General features: G+C 62.0%; 14 protein-coding genes. 5 read left to right on the top strand and 9 right to left on the bottom strand.

What is annotated here, in order from left to right:
- Positions 1-42: 42 nt before the first annotated feature.
- The 6 genes from AC0L3H_RS14790 to AC0L3H_RS14765 all read right to left on the bottom strand — a co-directional run bounded on the left by AC0L3H_RS14790 (position 43) and on the right by AC0L3H_RS14765 (position 6,400).
- Complete coding sequence (locus AC0L3H_RS14790; RefSeq protein WP_473585950.1) at positions 43-1,128, bottom strand: c-type cytochrome; 1,086 nt, start codon at positions 1,126-1,128, stop codon at positions 43-45.
- Positions 1,128-1,751, bottom strand: coding sequence for a cytochrome c oxidase assembly protein (locus AC0L3H_RS14785; protein ID WP_023797787.1), 624 nt, complete (start codon positions 1,749-1,751; stop codon positions 1,128-1,130). Before AC0L3H_RS14785 ends, AC0L3H_RS14790 begins: the two co-directional genes overlap by 1 nt.
- On the bottom strand, positions 1,748-2,128 hold the full coding sequence (locus tag AC0L3H_RS14780) for a hypothetical protein (RefSeq protein ID WP_473490742.1): 381 nt from the start codon (positions 2,126-2,128) through the stop codon (positions 1,748-1,750). The genes AC0L3H_RS14785 and AC0L3H_RS14780 overlap by 4 nt, the downstream gene beginning before the upstream one ends.
- 7 nt (positions 2,129-2,135) lie before the next feature.
- Complete coding sequence (gene ctaD / locus AC0L3H_RS14775) at positions 2,136-4,652, bottom strand: cytochrome c oxidase subunit I (protein WP_473585949.1); 2,517 nt, start codon at positions 4,650-4,652, stop codon at positions 2,136-2,138.
- A complete protein-coding gene (gene coxB / locus AC0L3H_RS14770; RefSeq protein ID WP_473585948.1) occupies positions 4,649-5,842 on the bottom strand; it encodes a cytochrome c oxidase subunit II in 1,194 nt (397 codons plus the stop codon). Before coxB ends, ctaD begins: the two co-directional genes overlap by 4 nt.
- An 87-nt stretch (positions 5,843-5,929) precedes the next feature.
- Positions 5,930-6,400 (bottom strand): nucleoside deaminase, encoded by a 471-nt coding sequence (locus AC0L3H_RS14765; RefSeq protein WP_473513370.1) that lies wholly within the window; start codon positions 6,398-6,400, stop codon positions 5,930-5,932.
- A 164-nt stretch (positions 6,401-6,564) separates the two neighbouring features.
- Here AC0L3H_RS14765 and AC0L3H_RS14760 point away from each other — a divergent pair, with 164 nt between their 5' ends.
- Entirely contained in the window at positions 6,565-7,002 is a 438-nt protein-coding gene (locus AC0L3H_RS14760; protein ID WP_091596603.1) for a DUF2267 domain-containing protein, read from the top strand.
- A 36-nt stretch (positions 7,003-7,038) separates the two neighbouring features.
- Here AC0L3H_RS14760 and AC0L3H_RS14755 read toward each other — a convergent pair whose 3' ends face one another.
- Entirely contained in the window at positions 7,039-7,224 is a 186-nt protein-coding gene (locus AC0L3H_RS14755) for a hypothetical protein (RefSeq protein ID WP_473585947.1), read from the bottom strand.
- 470 nt (positions 7,225-7,694) lie between these two features.
- Between AC0L3H_RS14755 and AC0L3H_RS14750 the strand changes: the two genes are divergently transcribed.
- The 4 genes from AC0L3H_RS14750 to AC0L3H_RS14735 all read left to right on the top strand — a co-directional run bounded on the left by AC0L3H_RS14750 (position 7,695) and on the right by AC0L3H_RS14735 (position 13,746).
- Positions 7,695-9,644 carry a PrkA family serine protein kinase gene (locus AC0L3H_RS14750; protein ID WP_027151391.1) on the top strand — a complete coding sequence of 650 codons (1,950 nt, stop codon included), beginning with the start codon at positions 7,695-7,697 and terminating at the stop codon, positions 9,642-9,644.
- Positions 9,645-9,663: 19 nt separating this feature from the next.
- On the top strand, positions 9,664-10,974 hold the full coding sequence (locus tag AC0L3H_RS14745) for a YeaH/YhbH family protein (RefSeq protein ID WP_473585946.1): 1,311 nt from the start codon (positions 9,664-9,666) through the stop codon (positions 10,972-10,974).
- Between the two features lie 9 nt (positions 10,975-10,983).
- Entirely contained in the window at positions 10,984-12,606 is a 1,623-nt protein-coding gene (locus tag AC0L3H_RS14740) for a SpoVR family protein (RefSeq protein ID WP_473585945.1), read from the top strand.
- A gap of 549 nt (positions 12,607-13,155) precedes the next feature.
- The gene (locus AC0L3H_RS14735) at positions 13,156-13,746 is read left to right on the top strand and encodes a DUF1772 domain-containing protein (protein ID WP_473585944.1); all 591 of its coding nucleotides are present in this window, start codon (positions 13,156-13,158) and stop codon (positions 13,744-13,746) included.
- A 21-nt stretch (positions 13,747-13,767) separates the two neighbouring features.
- On the opposite strand, the gene AC0L3H_RS14730 is transcribed toward AC0L3H_RS14735, so the two are convergent.
- Together AC0L3H_RS14730 and AC0L3H_RS14725 are read right to left on the bottom strand one after the other, a co-directional pair.
- Positions 13,768-13,974, bottom strand: coding sequence for a hypothetical protein (locus tag AC0L3H_RS14730; RefSeq protein ID WP_029350518.1), 207 nt, complete (start codon positions 13,972-13,974; stop codon positions 13,768-13,770).
- 225 nt (positions 13,975-14,199) lie between these two features.
- Positions 14,200-16,194, bottom strand: coding sequence for a protein-L-isoaspartate(D-aspartate) O-methyltransferase (locus tag AC0L3H_RS14725; protein ID WP_473585943.1), 1,995 nt, complete (start codon positions 16,192-16,194; stop codon positions 14,200-14,202).
- Positions 16,195-16,429: the final 235 nt, after the last annotated feature.

The raw sequence follows: 16,429 nt of genomic DNA, 5'->3' as shown, positions 1-16,429 counted from the left end.
TTCACCAGAACCTCGAAAAACGTCGAAAGAACGCAAACGCGCTTATCGCGTTGCGGTTGCCGACGCAGCGGCCGATCGGGAGAAGTAGGCCGCAAGCGCGCGGACGTCGTCGTCCGTCAGACCCTTCGCGGCATTTGCCATGAGATGGCCGAAGCGCGTTCCGCCACGCTTTCCCGCCCTGAACAACCCAAGCTGCGTCTCGATGTAGGGCGCCGGCTGGCCGGCGATCGAGGGATAGGGCGGGCTGCGGTCCTGTCTTCCGTGACAGCCGAGACAGGCGGGCACATTGGCCTGCCTGACGCCGCTCTCGGCGATTTCCTCGCCGCGCCGGACAAGTGCTGGATCGCCCCCGCCGCCGGGGCGCATCGCCGGCAGGGCAGCGAAACGCCTGGCCAGGTCCGGCCAGAGTTGAGGCCCTGCCGCAATGGCGGGCAGGCTCATCAACCCACTTGCCCGGCCTTCCTCGGCATAGGCACGCAGGCTTTCAAGCAGATACGCCTCGCTCTGCCCGGCCAGAACGGGTATCGCGGGACCGCGTCCAAGACCGTCCTCGCCGTGGCAGCGGGCGCAATCCGCCAGCACTTGCGGCAGGGTTTCGGCAGCGCCTGCAGGAGGCGCAAGCCTTTCGCCATAGGCGAGATCGCGATAGGTGGCTTCGTCCAGCGACGGCAGTTCGCGCAGGAAGGCGACCATCGCCCAGACCTCGTCGTCGCGTTCCTGCGTCGGCCAGGCCGGCATGCCGGTGAAACGCACGCCGTGCTTGACGATACGAAAAAGCTCCGCGTCCGACCATTCGCCGACGGTCCCGGCAAGGTCAGGCGGCTGCGGCAGCATTCTCATGACGACAGGAGATCGCGGCTCGCCCGGCGCGCCGTGACAGATGGCGCAGCCGCGTGCGAAATGCCCGGCGGCCGGCTGAATCGCATGGCGCGGCAGAGCCTCTGGAGCGTCGACCGCCAGGGCATATGTGCGCACAGCCGATCGCATGGCGAAATGGAGGAACCATTCCGTGATCTTCCAGTGGCCGCTCGAGGCACCGACATTGAAAAAGCCGATCCAGGCCGCCAGCACCACGACGAAGGGCAGAATGGCAAGCGCTATGGCGAGCTTCTTCCAGCTGATATGCATCAGACCGTCTTCCGCGGTGGTGTGGCGAGGATGCGCGCGAAAAGCGTCACGCCGCCGGCCAGGTAGACCGCGGCGCCGACCAGAAGCATGATAACGCCGCCAAGTTCCTGATCCTGCTGGGCGGAAAGCGCGATGCCGAAGCAGCTTGTCTCGCCGGTCCCATAAAGCGGCCGCGGGGTCAGCGCCAGAAGCGCGCCGAGCAAGGTCATGTGGATGGACGTCAGAAGCAGGGCGAAGGCGCCGGCGGCATAGCCTGTGGTGTCCGAGCCGCGGCGCGGCAGGCAGGCCAGCCACAGGAACAGCCCGGCGGCAAGGAACGTGACCTGCTCGACAGCGGTGACAAACAGCGAGCTTTGCGCCAGAGCCCGCAAGGCCGGTGCGTGCCAGGACCAGACGACGATGAGTTCGACGAGGGAGGCGGGGAGGGCGAGGGTGAACGCCCGGCTCGCACCTGGTGTCGGGCCGAGCGGGACCCCAATCGCCATCAGCGGCGCGGCGATCGCCACCACTCCCATATGCGCCAGCATGTGCGCCGAAAACGAATCCCGCAAGCCATCGAGCAGCGGCCCGAGCCAGACCAGGGCAAGGACGAGGATGCCGAGGATGAGGCAGGCGCGTCTCACCGGATACACTCCGTCAGGAACAATGCGGGCATCGCGGTGAAGATCACGGCGATGAAGCTGAGACCCGAGAGCAGCAGCGTCGCAAAGCCCTGGAACAGGGTCCGGTCGCGTCTCGTCGGATCGTCGTGCGGCGGATCGTCTGTGCCGAAGCCCCATTGCCGCCAGGCGAGCCATGCTGACAGCGCGATCAGCGAGAGGGCGATCACGCTGGCGGCGGCGATGCCGGCGCGCACAGCGCTGAAACTCAGCCCGACAAGCTCGGGCTTGGCGCAATAGATCGCCGCGCCGATGTAGCAAACAAGGAAATGCGCAGCCCACACCAGCGGCGCAGTGAACAGCGTCCACAGTGTCTCGATCTGTTTTGGGACAAGCCACATCGGCGCCTCACATCGCTGCCGGAAAGAGGCCGATGATGGCGAAGGTGGTGACGGCGGCAATCAGCAGGAAATGCCAGTAGAGCACCACATTGCCTAGATCCAGGTCATGCTTCGGCGTCAGTCGGCCGGCCAGCGAGCGGGCCAGGCAATAGGCCTGCATGACTGTGCCGAGCGCTGCATGGGCGAGCACCCAGATCACCAGGATCCAGACGATTGCGGGATAGACGTGGCGCGTCGGGTCCATGCCTGGAGACAATGGCGCGGCCAGGCCTGTGGCGGACGCGGCAACGGTCGTCAGCAGGGACAGCACCAGCAAGCCGCGCATAGTGGCCGTAGCGCCGCGCCTGTTGACCGTGCGTGCCGCCACCATCAGGCCCCACGCCGCAGCGAACAGGCTGGCAGCCACCAGCGACCAGACCGCATCGGGCCCGGCAATCCCCGCGGTGAAGTTGGCATGGATCGTCCAGTAGAAGAAATAGCCGAAGACGAGGCTGGCGAACGCGGTGCCGTCGCCCACCATGGTGATGAACATCGCCCACCAGCCGACCGAATCGGAGCCGGAGGCATAAAGCGGCAGGCTGAGGCCCAGGCCGACATCCTTTTCCGGCTTCTCGGGGATTTCGCCAGTGCCCGTCCAGAGCCAGTAGATGACTGCGCAAAAGCAGATGATTGCGGCCAGCGCCGTCGCGATCCACCAGTGGAAGGTAAGCGCGATGAAGACGGCCGCGAGCGAAAATGCCGAGACGATGGTGACATGGGAGGTGCCGCCGACGCGCAGCACCTGGACGGGTTCGGCGTCGAGCACGGTGGTGACCAGTCCCTCGCGCCATCCCTCTTCCGCGTCGGGCAGATAATAGCGGCCTTCATTGACCTGGCGGGCAAGGTCCTTCTGGTCCCACAAGGGGTAGCGGCTGCGCACGATGGGTATCGAGCGGACGCCCCAGTTCTCCTCCGGCTCGGAAACCCATTCCAGCGTGCCGGCATTCCACGGGTTGAATTCGCCGCGCGGCTGCCGGTGCTTCGGCCTGAGCACGTCGAAGACGACCACCAGCACCCCCGCGGCGAAAATGAAGGCTCCGGCCGTCGAGATCAGGTTCAGCCAGTTCCAGCCGATTTCGTCTGGATAGGTGAAGACGCGGCGGGGCATGCCGCGCAAGCCGCTCAGATGCATGGGGAAAAAGGCGATGTTGAAGCCGCAGAACATCAGCCAGAAGGCGAGCCGCCCCAAGCCGTCTGAGAGCTTCTTCGCGTCGATCAGCGGGTAATAGTAATAGAGCCCGGCCACGACCGGGAAAAGCATGCCGCCGATCAGCACATAATGGAGATGCGCAACGACAAAATACGTGTCGTGGGCCTGCCAGTCGAAGGGTGCGAGCGCCACCATGACGCCCGTCAGGCCACCAATGACGAAGATGGCCAGCCCTCCGGTGCCGAACAGCATCGGGGTCGAGAAGATCACCCGGCCGGCCAGCATGGTGGCGATGAAGACGAAGATCTGCACGCCCGTCGGGATCGCCACCGCCTCGGAGGCCGCCGAGAAGAAGGCCAGCGAGATCTGCGGCAGGCCTGTGGCAAACATATGGTGCACCCACAGGCCGAAGGAAAGGAACCCCGTCCCCACTGCCGCGAGCACGATCCAGGAGTAACCGACGATCGGACGCTGGGAAAAAGTCGGCACGATCATGGCCATCAGCGCGATCGCCGGCAGGAAGATGATGTAGACTTCCGGATGGCCGAATATCCAGAACAGATGCTGCCACAGCAGCGGGTCGCCGCCGCGCGCTGCGTCGAAGAACGGCCAATCGAACATCCGTTCCATCTCGAACAGGAGGTCGCCGGCGATCAGCGGCGGGAAGGCGAACAGGATCATTCCGGCAACGATCAGCAGGTACCAGGCGAAGAGCGGCATCAGGTTGATGCGCATGCCCGGCGCGCGGCATTTCATGATGCCGACGATGAGCTCGACGGCGGCCGCGATCGAGGCGACTTCGATGAAGGAAAGGCCGAGCAGCCAGATGTCGGCGCCAATGCCGGAGAACTCCTTGTCGGTGGCGAGCGGCGGATACATGAACCAGCCTGCCGACGGCGCTGCGTTGAAGAAGATCGAGCCGCAGACGAAGATACCGCCGAGCAAGAAGCTCCAGAAACTGAAGGCTCCGAGGCGCGGAAACGGCATCTCGCGGGCGCCCAGCATCGGCGGCAGCAGGAAAATCGCGACCGCCTCGAAGATCGGCACCGCGAAGAGGAACATCATCACCGTGCCGTGCAGGGTGAAAGCCTGGTTGAAGAAGTCGGCCGAGAGAAAATCGTTGTCTGGCACAGCGAGCTGCATCCGCATCAAGAGCGCGAGCACGCCGGCAAACAGCATGAAGGCGAAGGCCGCCGAGCCGTACCAGAGGCCGATCTGGTAATTGTTCACCGAGGTCCAGTACCGCCAACCGGTCGGATTGGCCCACACAGCGCGCAGCCGCTGTTCCTGCGCCTTGTATTCTTCCGGCGAACGCTCCTTGACCGCAGCGCTCATCGCAGGCCTCTCAGCCAGGCGGCTATGGCGCGAATGTCGTCCGGCGGCAACATGTCGAAGGCCGGCATTCTGGAGCCGGGCTTGATCAGGTCGGGCCGGGCGATGAAACTGGCGACGGCGTCTTCGGTGTTGGGCAGGATTCCGGCTCCAACAGTTCCGCGGGAACCGATATGCGAAAGGTCCGGGCCGATCAGGCCGCGCGCATCGGTGCCCGCGACGACATGGCAGGACCCGCAGCCATGGCGCAGGAACAGCGCGCCGCCGCTCGCGCCGGCCCCTTCCGCGGGAATTGCTTGGGCGGCAAGCCAGAACCGGAAGGCTTCGGGCGCCATCGCGACGGCCGAGAGGGCCATCAGCGCGTGAGACGTGCCGCAATATTCCGCGCACGGCCCGCGGAATATACCAGGTTTCGTGGCCATGATCGAAAGCCTGTTGGTGCGGCCGGGGATCATGTCCATCTTGCCGCCGAGCGGTGGGATCCAGAAGGAATGGATCACATCGGCGCTTTTCAGGGTCAATTCGACCCGCTCGCCGATCGGCAACCTGATCTCGTTGGCGGACATGACCGGCGATCCCTGAGGAGGGTGATAGACAACTTCCCACCAGAACTGCCTGCCGGTGACTTCGATCCGCAGGGCGGCGGGGCTCGCCTGGGCGAAGGGCCGAAGGCCAGGCATCAGCCACAGCGCATAGGCGAGCAGCGCACAAAGCGTGACCGAGGGGAAGACTACGCCGCCCCACAGGATGATGCTGCTGGCAGATTTTTCGGCCAGCCTGCGGCGATTGACGAGGGCTGAATGAAGAAGCAGGCCGACCACGCCCAGCCAGATGACGGCGCCGCCGCTTAGCATGACCCAAAAGAGCATTTCTATCTGCTGCGCTTCCGCTCCCGCGGGCTCAAGTGCCGACTGAGTGCTCGTCTGGGCGCCGGCAGAGCCGCTCGCGAGCAACAATAACGCAGCTGACAGGCTGAAATATCGACCCATTTGCAACCCCTCCGCGGTAAACCGGCGAGAGGGGCGGAAGGTTCCGGGCAACTGAGCGTTCGAACTGGTGGAATGAACGTGTCGGTCGAGTCCGAATGTAGGCTCCAGTCGGCGGTTTTGCGTGCGAGTCTTGAGATGCGCACCGGGATTTGCGATGAACGCGTCGATGGCTTTCTGCAACAAGACCCGGGCCTCGCGCGTCAAACCTTCGGGCCAGAAGTGGCCGGAGCTCGTGGCGCCGCAGAGGCTACGGATTCTTCACCGACAGCAGTCCTTTTATGACTGGTTCTGTCACCAGAAATCCTTGTGGTCGGTTACGATCTGTTCTTCGAGTTCAGGGAATGGGCCACGGATTGCTACATGGCGCCGCCCGGCGGCGAACACCTGATGACAACTCAGATCGAGGGTCAGATTCTCCGAATTGTCTCCGGTCAGCTCGGCCAGCCGCCTTTCGCTGAGTCCGTAGACCACGGTGCCGATGCCAGCCCAGTAACAGGCCCCGGCGCACATGCAGCACGGCTCGACCGAGGTCACCAGCGTGCATCGCTCGAGAAAGGTCGGGTCGTATTGCTGCGCAGCCGCGCGGGCCACGTTTGCCTCTGCGTGGCCAACGCCGCGATCCCGCGCGTAGGTGTTGCCCGACGAAAGGAGCACGTCGCCTTCCGGCCCGACCAGGAGCGCCCCAAAAGGATGATTGCCACTCGCCCGGCTCTCGGTGGCGATCTCCACGGCGAGACGTAGATATTCGGTATCGCTCTTCATGGCCGCCTCCTTGGGGTGCCCGTTCGTAACTGTACGCGTAAAGACCTCTTGGACAATTTTCAACGAGTGACGAAACAATTGCGCTCGATCGCCGTTTGCGCGTCATGACGGGCATTTTGGGCGGGTGATTTGGGCGGGTGTTGGATTGCCCAGAGGAGGCGACGATGAGCGCAACCGGCTTGGAAGTTTTTGACAAAACCCTGCAGACGACAAACATCTGGCTGGACGAGATCATGGCCGATCACGGGCCCGACAGGCGCGTGGCCTGGCATATGCTGGGAGCCGTTCTACGCACCTTGCGGGATTGGCTGCAGATTGAACTGGCTGCCAATTTGGGGGCTGAACTGCCGCTTCTCGTGCGCGGAGCCTACTATGATCGGTATCGGCCGCGTGATCTGCCGACGAGCAGCCGTTCGTTGGAGGATTTTTTGCAGCGGGTGGCCGAGGAGATGAAATCCACTCGACCGGTGAATCCCGAGGATGCGACGAGATCCGTGTTCAAGGTACTCGCCAGGCATGTCGACCTCGGCCAGTCGGCCAAGGTGCGGGACGCGTTGCCGAAGCAGATCCGGGCGCTTTGGCCCGAAAGTGTTGGAGTCTAAAGCGAGTCGCGTTCGACCGACTTCATGCGACGTGTTTTACTTTGTTTTACCGCCTCTGCCCGGGCCGTTTTCCTCGCGATACAGTCGCTCGGTGGCCCGATCGCTTTCTCTGCGCTCTGCAGGCCCCCGGCGTCGCCACGTAAGGAGTGCGTAGGCGAGCAGGATTGCCAGCAGTAGCGGGCCTCCAGCAACGACGATCAACCACATGCTGTTCTCGAACATGGAACATCTCCTTTCCCTAGTTACCCATCAGGAGCGAAACCGTTGCTCCCGGTGCAGGGTTGGACACCGCAGTGCAGCTCTCTTCGCCGAATGGCCAGTGATTCGCCATTCAACTGCTGAACGCGGGCAACTGCTGAACGCGGGGCAACTGCTGAGCGCGAGCAACCGTTGAGCGCGGGCAACCGTTGAGCGCGGGCAACTGCTGAGCGCGGGCGGTTTATTGCTTCAGAAAGGCAACTTGTACCCAGCGGGCTGTTGCGCTCGGCAAGCGCTGGTGGAAGAATGGACTTCCCTCGGAAACGTTCCATTGTGCGAGCCATTCGCTGGCTGACTTCCAGGCGTTCACGATATCTGTCTGGACCCCTAACATCCGGTCGCAGACGCACTACGTGTAATAGGGAACCACAAAGGCTTTCCGACAGTTGAGTGAAGAGGCGACAGCAACCAGACCGGCCGGGGCGAGGAATACCATGCGCGAGAACCACTCCGACGTCTTCGATCTGTTTTCGGAGATTTACACCAATGCGGCGCAGGAGGAGATAAGCATCCAGCAATATCTCCTTGCCTGCCGCGAGGATAAATCGATGTATGCTTCGGCGCCCGAGCGGATGGTCGAGGCGATCGGCGAGCCCACCCTGATCGACACCAGCATGGATGAGCGGCTCGGCCGCATTTTCTCGAACAGGACAATCAAGGTCTATCCCACCTTCGCCGAGTTCTATGGCATGGAGGACACGATCGAGCGCATAGCCGGCTATTTCCGCTATGCCTCTCAGGGGCTCGAGGAGCGCAAGCAGATTCTCTATCTGCTTGGCCCTGTCGGCGGCGGCAAGTCCTCGCTCGCCGAACGGCTGAAGAAGCTGATGGAGGAGCGTCCGATCTATACGCTGAAGGTCGGCGACCAGATCAGTCCGGTTTTCGAATCGCCGCTCGGGCTTTTCAATCCTGACCGCATGGGCGACCTTTTGGAGGACAAATACGGCATCGCGCGGCGCCGGCTGAACGGTCTTATCTCGCCATGGGCGGCCAAGCGCCTCGACGAACTGTCCGGCGACATCTCCAAGTTCAGCGTCGTCAAGCTCATGCCTTCGCGGCTACGCCAGATAGGCATCTCCAAGACCGAGCCAGGCGATGAGAACAACCAGGACGTTTCGGCCCTGGTCGGCAAAGTCGACATAAGACAGCTCGAGCATTTCAGCCAATCCGATCCGGACGCCTATTCCTACAGCGGCGGCCTGAACCGGACCACGCAGGGGCTGCTCGAGTTCGTCGAGATGTTCAAAGCGCCGATCAAGGTCCTGCATCCGTTGCTGACCGCTACCCAGGAAGGCAGCTACAACGGTACGGAAAACTTCGGATCTTTCCCGTATCAGGGCATCGTCGTAGCCCATTCCAACGAATCGGAATGGCTGCAGTTCAAGAACAACAAGAACAACGAGGCATTCCTCGACCGTATCCTGGTGGTTAAGGTGCCGTATTGCCTGCGGGTCACAGAAGAAAGGCAGATCTACGAAAAGCTGCTGCGCGAAAGCGAATTGGCCTCCAGTTCCTGTGCACCGGAGGTTCTCGACATTCTCAGCCGGTTCACCGTCTCGACCCGTCTGGCCGAGCACGACAATTCGCCGCTCTACACCAAGATGCGCGTTTATGACGGCGAGAACCTCAAGGACATAGATCCCAAGGCGAAGTCGGTTCAGGAATACCGCGATGCCGCCGGGGTCGATGAAGGCATGACCGGCGTCAGCACGCGCTTTGCCTTCAAGATCCTGTCGCAGACCTTCAACTACGACACCAAGGAAGTGGCCGCCGATCCCGTGCATCTGATGTACATTCTGGAGGAGGCGATCAAGCGCGAGCAGTTCCCCAAGGAAACGGAAGCCGCCTATCTCGACTTCATAAAGTCGGAACTGGCCACGCGCTATGCCGAGTTCATCGGCCATGAAATTCAGAAGGCCTATTTGGAATCCTACAGCGAATACGGCCAGAACCTGTTCGACCGCTACATCGCCTATGCCGATGCCTGGATCGAGGACCAGGACTACAAAGACCCCGATACCGGCCAGATCCTCAATCGCGAGGTGCTGGACAACGAACTGTCGCAAGTCGAAAAGCCGGCCGGCATTGCCAACCCCAAGGACTTCCGCAACGAGGTCGTGAAGTTCACGTTGCGTGCCAGGGCGAGGAACCATGGCCGCAACCCGTCGTGGACGAGCTATGAAAAGCTGCGCGAAGTCATCGAGAAGCGGATGTTCGGCCAGGTCGAGGATCTGCTCCCGGTGATCAGCTTCGGCTCCAAGCAGGACAGCGTAACGGAGAAGCGGCATACCGAGTTCGTGCATCGGATGGTCGGACGCGGTTACACCGAACGCCAGGTCCGCCGGCTGGTGGACTGGTACATGCGGGTGAACAAGGCGGGCTGAGTCCGGCCGGGATGGTTCCATGCCGATCTTTGTCGATCGCCGACTGAACCCAAAGGACAAGAGCCTCGGCAACCGCCAGCGCTTCTTGAAGCGTGCGCGCGAAGAGCTGAAGCGAAGCATCCGGGATCGGATCCGTACCGGCAAGATCGCCGATGTCGACAGCGAGCACACCGTCTCGATGCCGGCGAGGGGCACAGCAGAGCCGAGCTTCAGCGATGCCAAGGACAGCGGCAGGCGACAGCACATCCTGCCGGGCAACAAGCATTTCGCCCCTGGCGACCGGGTTCCCAAGCCCGGCCAGGGCGGCGGCGGCTCGTCTCCCGGGAAAACGGTCTCGGAGGACGATTTTCGTTTCGTGCTCTCGCGCGAGGAGGTGCTCGACCTCTTTTTCGAGGATCTCGAACTTCCCGACATGGTCAAGCTCAACCTCAAGGAGATACTATCCTTCAAACCGCGCCGCGCCGGGTTCGCTGCGACCGGTTCGCCGACCAACATCAATGTCGGGCGCACGATGCGAAACAGCCATGGTCGCCGGATTGCGCTAAGGCGCCCCAAGCAGGAGGAACTCGATGCGATTGCGGAGCAACTCGCAATCCTGGAGGCCGAGCCGCAGAGCGCGGCGCCGGCACGCCAGCGCATTGCAGCGTTGCGGGAGGAGCTTGAGCGACTTGAGCGCCGCCGCAAGCGGATCGCCTATGTCGATCCCGTCGACATCCGCTTCAACCGTTTCGACGCCCAGCCCGTGCCGAATGCCAATGCGGTCATGTTCTGTCTCATGGACGTATCCGGCTCGATGGGCGAACGCGAGAAGGATCTGGCCAAGCGCTTCTTCGTGCTGCTGCACCTGTTCCTGAAACGGCGCTACGACCGCACCGAAATCGTCTTCATCCGCCATACGCACGAGGCGCAGGAGGTGGACGAGGAAACCTTCTTCTACAATACGCAAAGCGGCGGCACGGTTGTTTCCACGGCACTCGAGGAAATGCACCGCATCATCGCGCAACGCTATCCCAGCAACGAGTGGAACATCTATGCCGCCCAGGCGTCGGACGGCGACAATTTCGTCACCGATTCCGAGCGCTGCATCGGCCTGATGGACGGCCAGATCATGCGCCTGTGCCAGTATTTCGCCTATGTCGAGATCATCGACGAACGTGAGAGCCATATTTTCGGCACCACCGACAATGGGACCTCGCTCTGGCGCGCCTACAGCGTTGTCAACCAGCGATGGCCGAATTTCCAGATGAGCCGTATCGCCAACGCAGCCGACATCTATCCGGTCTTTCGCCAGCTCTTTGCCAGGCAGCCGGTCCTGCAGAAAAGCGCTTGAGGGGAGCCGATGGCGAACCAGACCAGCACGTCGGGCCAGACCAGCAAGTCGGGCCAAACCAGCAAATCAGGCCCAACCAGCAAACCAGGCCAAACCAGCAAATCAGGTTTGCTCTTTTCGGGGTCCGACTGGGATTTCAAGACACTGTCGCGCGCCTACGACGCGATCGAGGCGATCGCGATCGAAGAGCTTCACCTCGACATCTATCCGGTGCAGATGGAGATCATCTCGTCCCAGCAGATGCTCGACGCCTATTCCTCGGTCGGCATGCCGCTGATGTATCGCCACTGGTCCTTCGGCAAGCATTTCCTCTACCAGGAATTGCTCTATCGCAAAGGCGGGCGGGGGCTCGCCTATGAGCTGGTGATCAATTCCAATCCTTGCATCGTCTACCTGATGGAGGAAAACACCATGGCCCTGCAGGCCCTGGTGACAGCTCATGCAGCGCTTGGCCATAATCATTTTTTCAAGAACAATCATCTGTTCCGGCAATGGACGGACGCCAGCGCGATCCTGAGCTATCTGGACTTTGCCAAAGGTTACATTGCCCGTTGCGAGGAGCGGCACGGCGTTGCCGCGGTGGAGGCGATCCTCGATGCGGCCCACGCGCTGATGGAACAGGGGGTCTTCAGATATCGCCGGCCGCCGAAGCTGTCGTCGGAGCGGCAACGTGTAGGCGTTCGTGAGCGCCTGGAGTACGAAGAGCGTTCTTACAACGATCTGTGGCGCACGCTGCCGCCTTCGAAGGGCGGAGACAATGTTGGGGCAAAGGATTCCAACATCGCGGAGCGAAAGAAAACGCTCAAGCTGCCCGAGGAGAACCTGCTTTACTTCCTGGAAAAAAACAGCTTGGTCCTGGAGCCCTGGCAGCGTGAAATCGTCAGGATCGTCCGCGTCGTCGCGCAATACTTTTATCCGCAGCGGCAAACACAGGTGATGAACGAAGGCTGCGCCACCTTCGTGCACTACACGCTGATGAACATGCTGTTCGATCGTGGCCTGATCAGCGAAGGCGCGATGCTGGAAATCCTGCGCAACCATTCGAACGTGATCTTTCAGCCAGGCTTCGACGACCCGCGGTTTTCCGGTATCAATCCTTATGCGTTGGGCCTCGACATGATGCAGGACATCCAGCGCATAGCGACCGAGCCGACCGCCGAGGATCGTGACTGGTTCCCCGATATTGCCGGCAACGGCAATTGGCGCGAAACCCTGCTCGACGCGTGGGCGAACCATCGCGACGAATCTTTCATCCGCCAGTATCTGAGCCCCGCCCTGATGCGGAAATGGCGGCTCTTTGTCCTCGCCGACGCCGCCAGCGAGCCGCATTACGAAGTCGCGTCGATACACAATGAGCGTGGCTACGAAAAGATACGCGCCGGGCTCGCCCAGAGCTACGACATCGGCGCGAGCCGGCCGGATATCCAAGTTGTGGATGTCGATCTGCTCGGCGACCGGCAGTTGCGACTGGAGCACAAGGTGAAGAACGGCATCATGCTGGAGGAGGCCGGTCGCGACGCGACGCTGCGCCATATCCGGACCCTGTGGGGCTATGAGGTCAGCCTGGCGGCGATCGATGCGCAAACGGGCGCGACGCTCAACGAACGTTCGACCAGCCAAATCGGGGAATGACCAAAACCGGAATGGCCGGCGACGTCGTCATTCTACAGCCGGGTTTTTACTCCTGGGTCCAATGCTCCGGGGTCCAATGCTCTGGCCGTCGGACCCGGAAAGGTCGGTTCCGTAGGAATCTCCGGTGGTATATCGGGAGGAATTTCGACGGGCTGCCTTTCGGGGCTGGGAACGGGATCAGGCGAAGGCGGAGGAACGCCCGGAGGCTCACCAGGCGGAGTCTCCGGCGGAGCAGGCGGCCGGGCCGGCTCGGGATTGGGATTATCCGGTATCGGCACGGGATTGTTCGGGTCTGGATCAGGATCGGTCATCGGAGACTCCCCGAAGCTTGCTTCACATCTCCTCGGCGCCAATGTGTTTCCACTCAACAGCTCCGGCGCCAATGAATAGCTCGTTCTCGCTGTCGACCCCGGCCTAGACGTGGGTCGTTCACAGCGGCATGTGTCTCCTTCCGTTTCCTCGGAGGAGGATCATCCAGGGTGACAACCATCGCGCCGAACGATTGTTCCATGCCTTGGCGGTGGGGCTCAATGCCAGCGGCGTTGAATAATGGAGCGGCGGTTCCACCTTCGTCGCCTTTACCGTGTCGGCGAGCACGCTATGTACGCCGCGTATTGCCAAGACGGTTCAGGGAGGAACAGCATGCGCGCGTTCATGATTGTCACCCTTCTTCTGGTCGCAATCGCAATGGCGCTGTCGCTCGCACACGCGTTGGAGTTGCCCGGCAAGTTGCGCCTCAAGGAGGCCACCTACAAATCTGTGCAGGAGATCTACTATCCCGGCTTCACGATCGGCGGGTTTGCCGAGATCGGCGGCATCATTGCACTCGCCATCCTGCTTTACCTCACGCCCTATCCAGGCGGTCGATTCTGGTGGACTTTGGCGGCCCTTGTCTTCCTGGTGGCGGAACATGCGACCTATTGGCTGGTAACACATCCCGTCAACAATTTCTGGGTGCAGGACGTCGCAGTGTCGAAACCAGCCGCGACGTTTTTTTCAATGCTCCGCCGGAAGCAAAGCGGCGACTGGACAGACTTGCGCGATGTTTGGGAAGCCTCGCACGTCGCCAGGGCAGGCCTCGCGATGCTGAGCCTGATCTCGATTGCTGCCGCCGCGACATTTTATGCTGGAAGTGAATAGCGCGTGGGATGCGCAGCGACGCTACTTGTTCGTCCGCATCTTTTGCCTTGGATTGATCCCGCCAAGGGCGTTCGTGTCGTTCTCGACATCGCCCTCGATGGTGTTTTCGCCTTCGAGCAAGAGTTCGTCGCCTTCCTTGATCGTGCCCTTCGAGGTGCCGATACCGGGATTGTTCCTCAGATCGGCATCGCTCGGCTTTTTCCACTTTGGATGTTTGGTTCCGCTCATGGCACAACTCCTTCGAAAAGGGTCCTGTTCTAAAACAGCAGGGCGCGATGAATGTTCCGCCGAAACTCACCTTGACGCGGCCTTGTCCGCGAGGCGGCTAAAGCGCGTCGCATTTGGCCGGCCTCACGCGACGCGTTTTAGATTGTTGTTTTATGCATGTCGCTATCGCAAAACCGCTGCACGCCCTCGGGTCAGGCCCGAGGGTACGCTTTTGCGCGACATGCATTAGAGCCCGAACGGATAGGTGTCGGGAACGCCGGTTCCGACATGCTCCGGCCCAAGCGGCGTCACCGCGACGGTTTCGTCGAACCAGACGAACGCGTCAAACTGCTGGGCAAGAGAGGCATCCGCGTAATGGCTGCGCAGTTCGGTTTCCGGCCGATAGATCACGCCGATGAAGCGCTCCAGCCGACGCTCCAGAAGCCGCTCGCGCAACGTATCGTCGCGCTTGATATCGAGCAGGAAACGCGGGACGCCGCTATCATGGCAAAGCCGCTCGTAGCTGTCGTTGTGGGAAGGCCGCACCCGCTTGATCTCCATCTCGCTGTCCCAGTCGGAGGCCGCGGCGACTGTCCCGGAATGCGTGCCGAGCCCGATCAAGGCAGCCTCGTCGCCGAAGCGCTGGCGGCAGAGCTGGCCGATGTTCACTTCGTCCCTGACAATCCCCATTTCGGTGTAGCGGGCATCGCCGATATGGGAATTATGCGCCCACACGACCGCCTTGGCGTTGGGGCCGCGAGCTTCCAGCAGATGCTCGAGCGTCTCGAACATATGGGTATCGCGTAAATTCCAGGACTGCGCGCCGCCATAGTACATGATCCGGTAGTAGCGTTCCGCGGAAGCGATCAGCCGGGCATTCTGGGTGGCATCCATGAAATCGACGCCATCCTGCTGGGCATAGTCGAGCTGCCTGGCAAGCAACTCGCGGCATTGTTCAAGTACGGCCTGCTCGCATTTCTTGTAACCCGAAGTGAGCGCGACACGGCCGTAGGTGGATGGTTCATGCTGCCAAGGCGTCAGGCAGCCATAGCGTTCACGCGCGACCTTTGCTGCCTGCGGATCGACCCGGTCGAGATATTGCAGAACCGCGGCGATCGATCCGCTCATATTGTAGATGTCGAGGCCGTAGAACCCCGCCAGCCGGGACGATAGCCTGATGCGCTCATTGTGTTGTCGCATCCAATCGACGAACGCGGCAACGTCGGTGTTGCGCCACATCCAAGTGGGAAACCGCTGGAACGGCGGATCGGCGTTGGCGCGTGGCGGTCGATGGCGGACGTAGCGGTCGATCGCCGCTGCATCGGGCCAGTCTGCCTCCACAGCGACGATGGTGAAGCCGTGCTTCTCGATGAGCCTGCGGGTGATCGCGGCGCGGGCCCGGTAGAACTCCGACGTGCCGTGGCTCGCTTCACCGAGCAGGACGACGCGCCGGTCGCCAAACCGGTCGAACAATGCGCCGAACGCCGGATCGTCGAAGTCCGGCAGCGGTTCGGCCGCCGCCGCGATCATCTCGGGCAGGCTGCGCGTGCGTGCGCGTCCGGACGGACGATCATTCGCGATACGGTTGCCGCTCTCGGGCCAGCCCTGCTCGCCGATGAGCGGGACAAACCGCACGCCGCCGAAATCCTCCTCGCTGTAAGTCGCAGCGCCGGTTCGGGTGACCTTGAGAAGGCGCTGATCATGCGGATCGTCGCCGACCGGGATGACGAGCCTGCCGCCGACGTCGAGCTGTTCCTGAAGCGCAAGCGGCGCACCGGGTCCGCCGGCGGCGACCAGAATGGCGTCGAAGGGCGCCGCGTCGGGCCAGCCTTTGGTGCCATCGCCGGTGCGGACTTCGATATTGTCGTAGCCAAGCTCTTGGAACCGCTGTCTCGCCGTTTCGGCCAGCCCGGCGTGGCGCTCGATCGTGTAGACGCGTTCGACGATCCGGCTCATCACGGCAGCCGCGTAGCCCGAACCGGTGCCAACCTCCAGGACATGGTCGCCCGGTCCGATTTCCGCCATCTCGATCATCAAGGCGACGATGTAGGGCTGCGATATCGTCTGCCCCTCGGCGATCGGCAACGGCCCGTCCTCATAGGCGAATTCTTCAAAGCCGGGAGCGACGAATGCCTCGCGCGGAACCTCGCGCATCGCTTCCAGCACCTCGCGGTCATGGATGCCACGGCGGCTGAGATGGACTTCGACCATTCGGTTGCGTGCGTGGGAAAGATCGAGCATCTTTTTGCTTCTCTTGCGAGCTGACAGCCCCCCGATTGTCCCCTGATCGTGCCCGACGGCTTCTCGGGTATGCGCTCGGCCTCGGCAACTCATGTCCGGCGGCTAGTCTCCTTAACCGTTGGCGAGCTTCCAGGTTCCTGCAAAAGAGCGATTGGCGGGCGAAAATGGCGGCTCCAGCCGAACTTTTCCGTAAGAATCCTTTCTCCAGAGCGATGTCACTCCAGATATCGACGGG

It is taken from the genome of Mesorhizobium sp. WSM4816 (assembly GCF_055811535.1).
The sequence above is the reverse complement of the archived record's forward strand: the minus strand, read 5'-3'. Positions and strand labels throughout refer to the sequence as shown.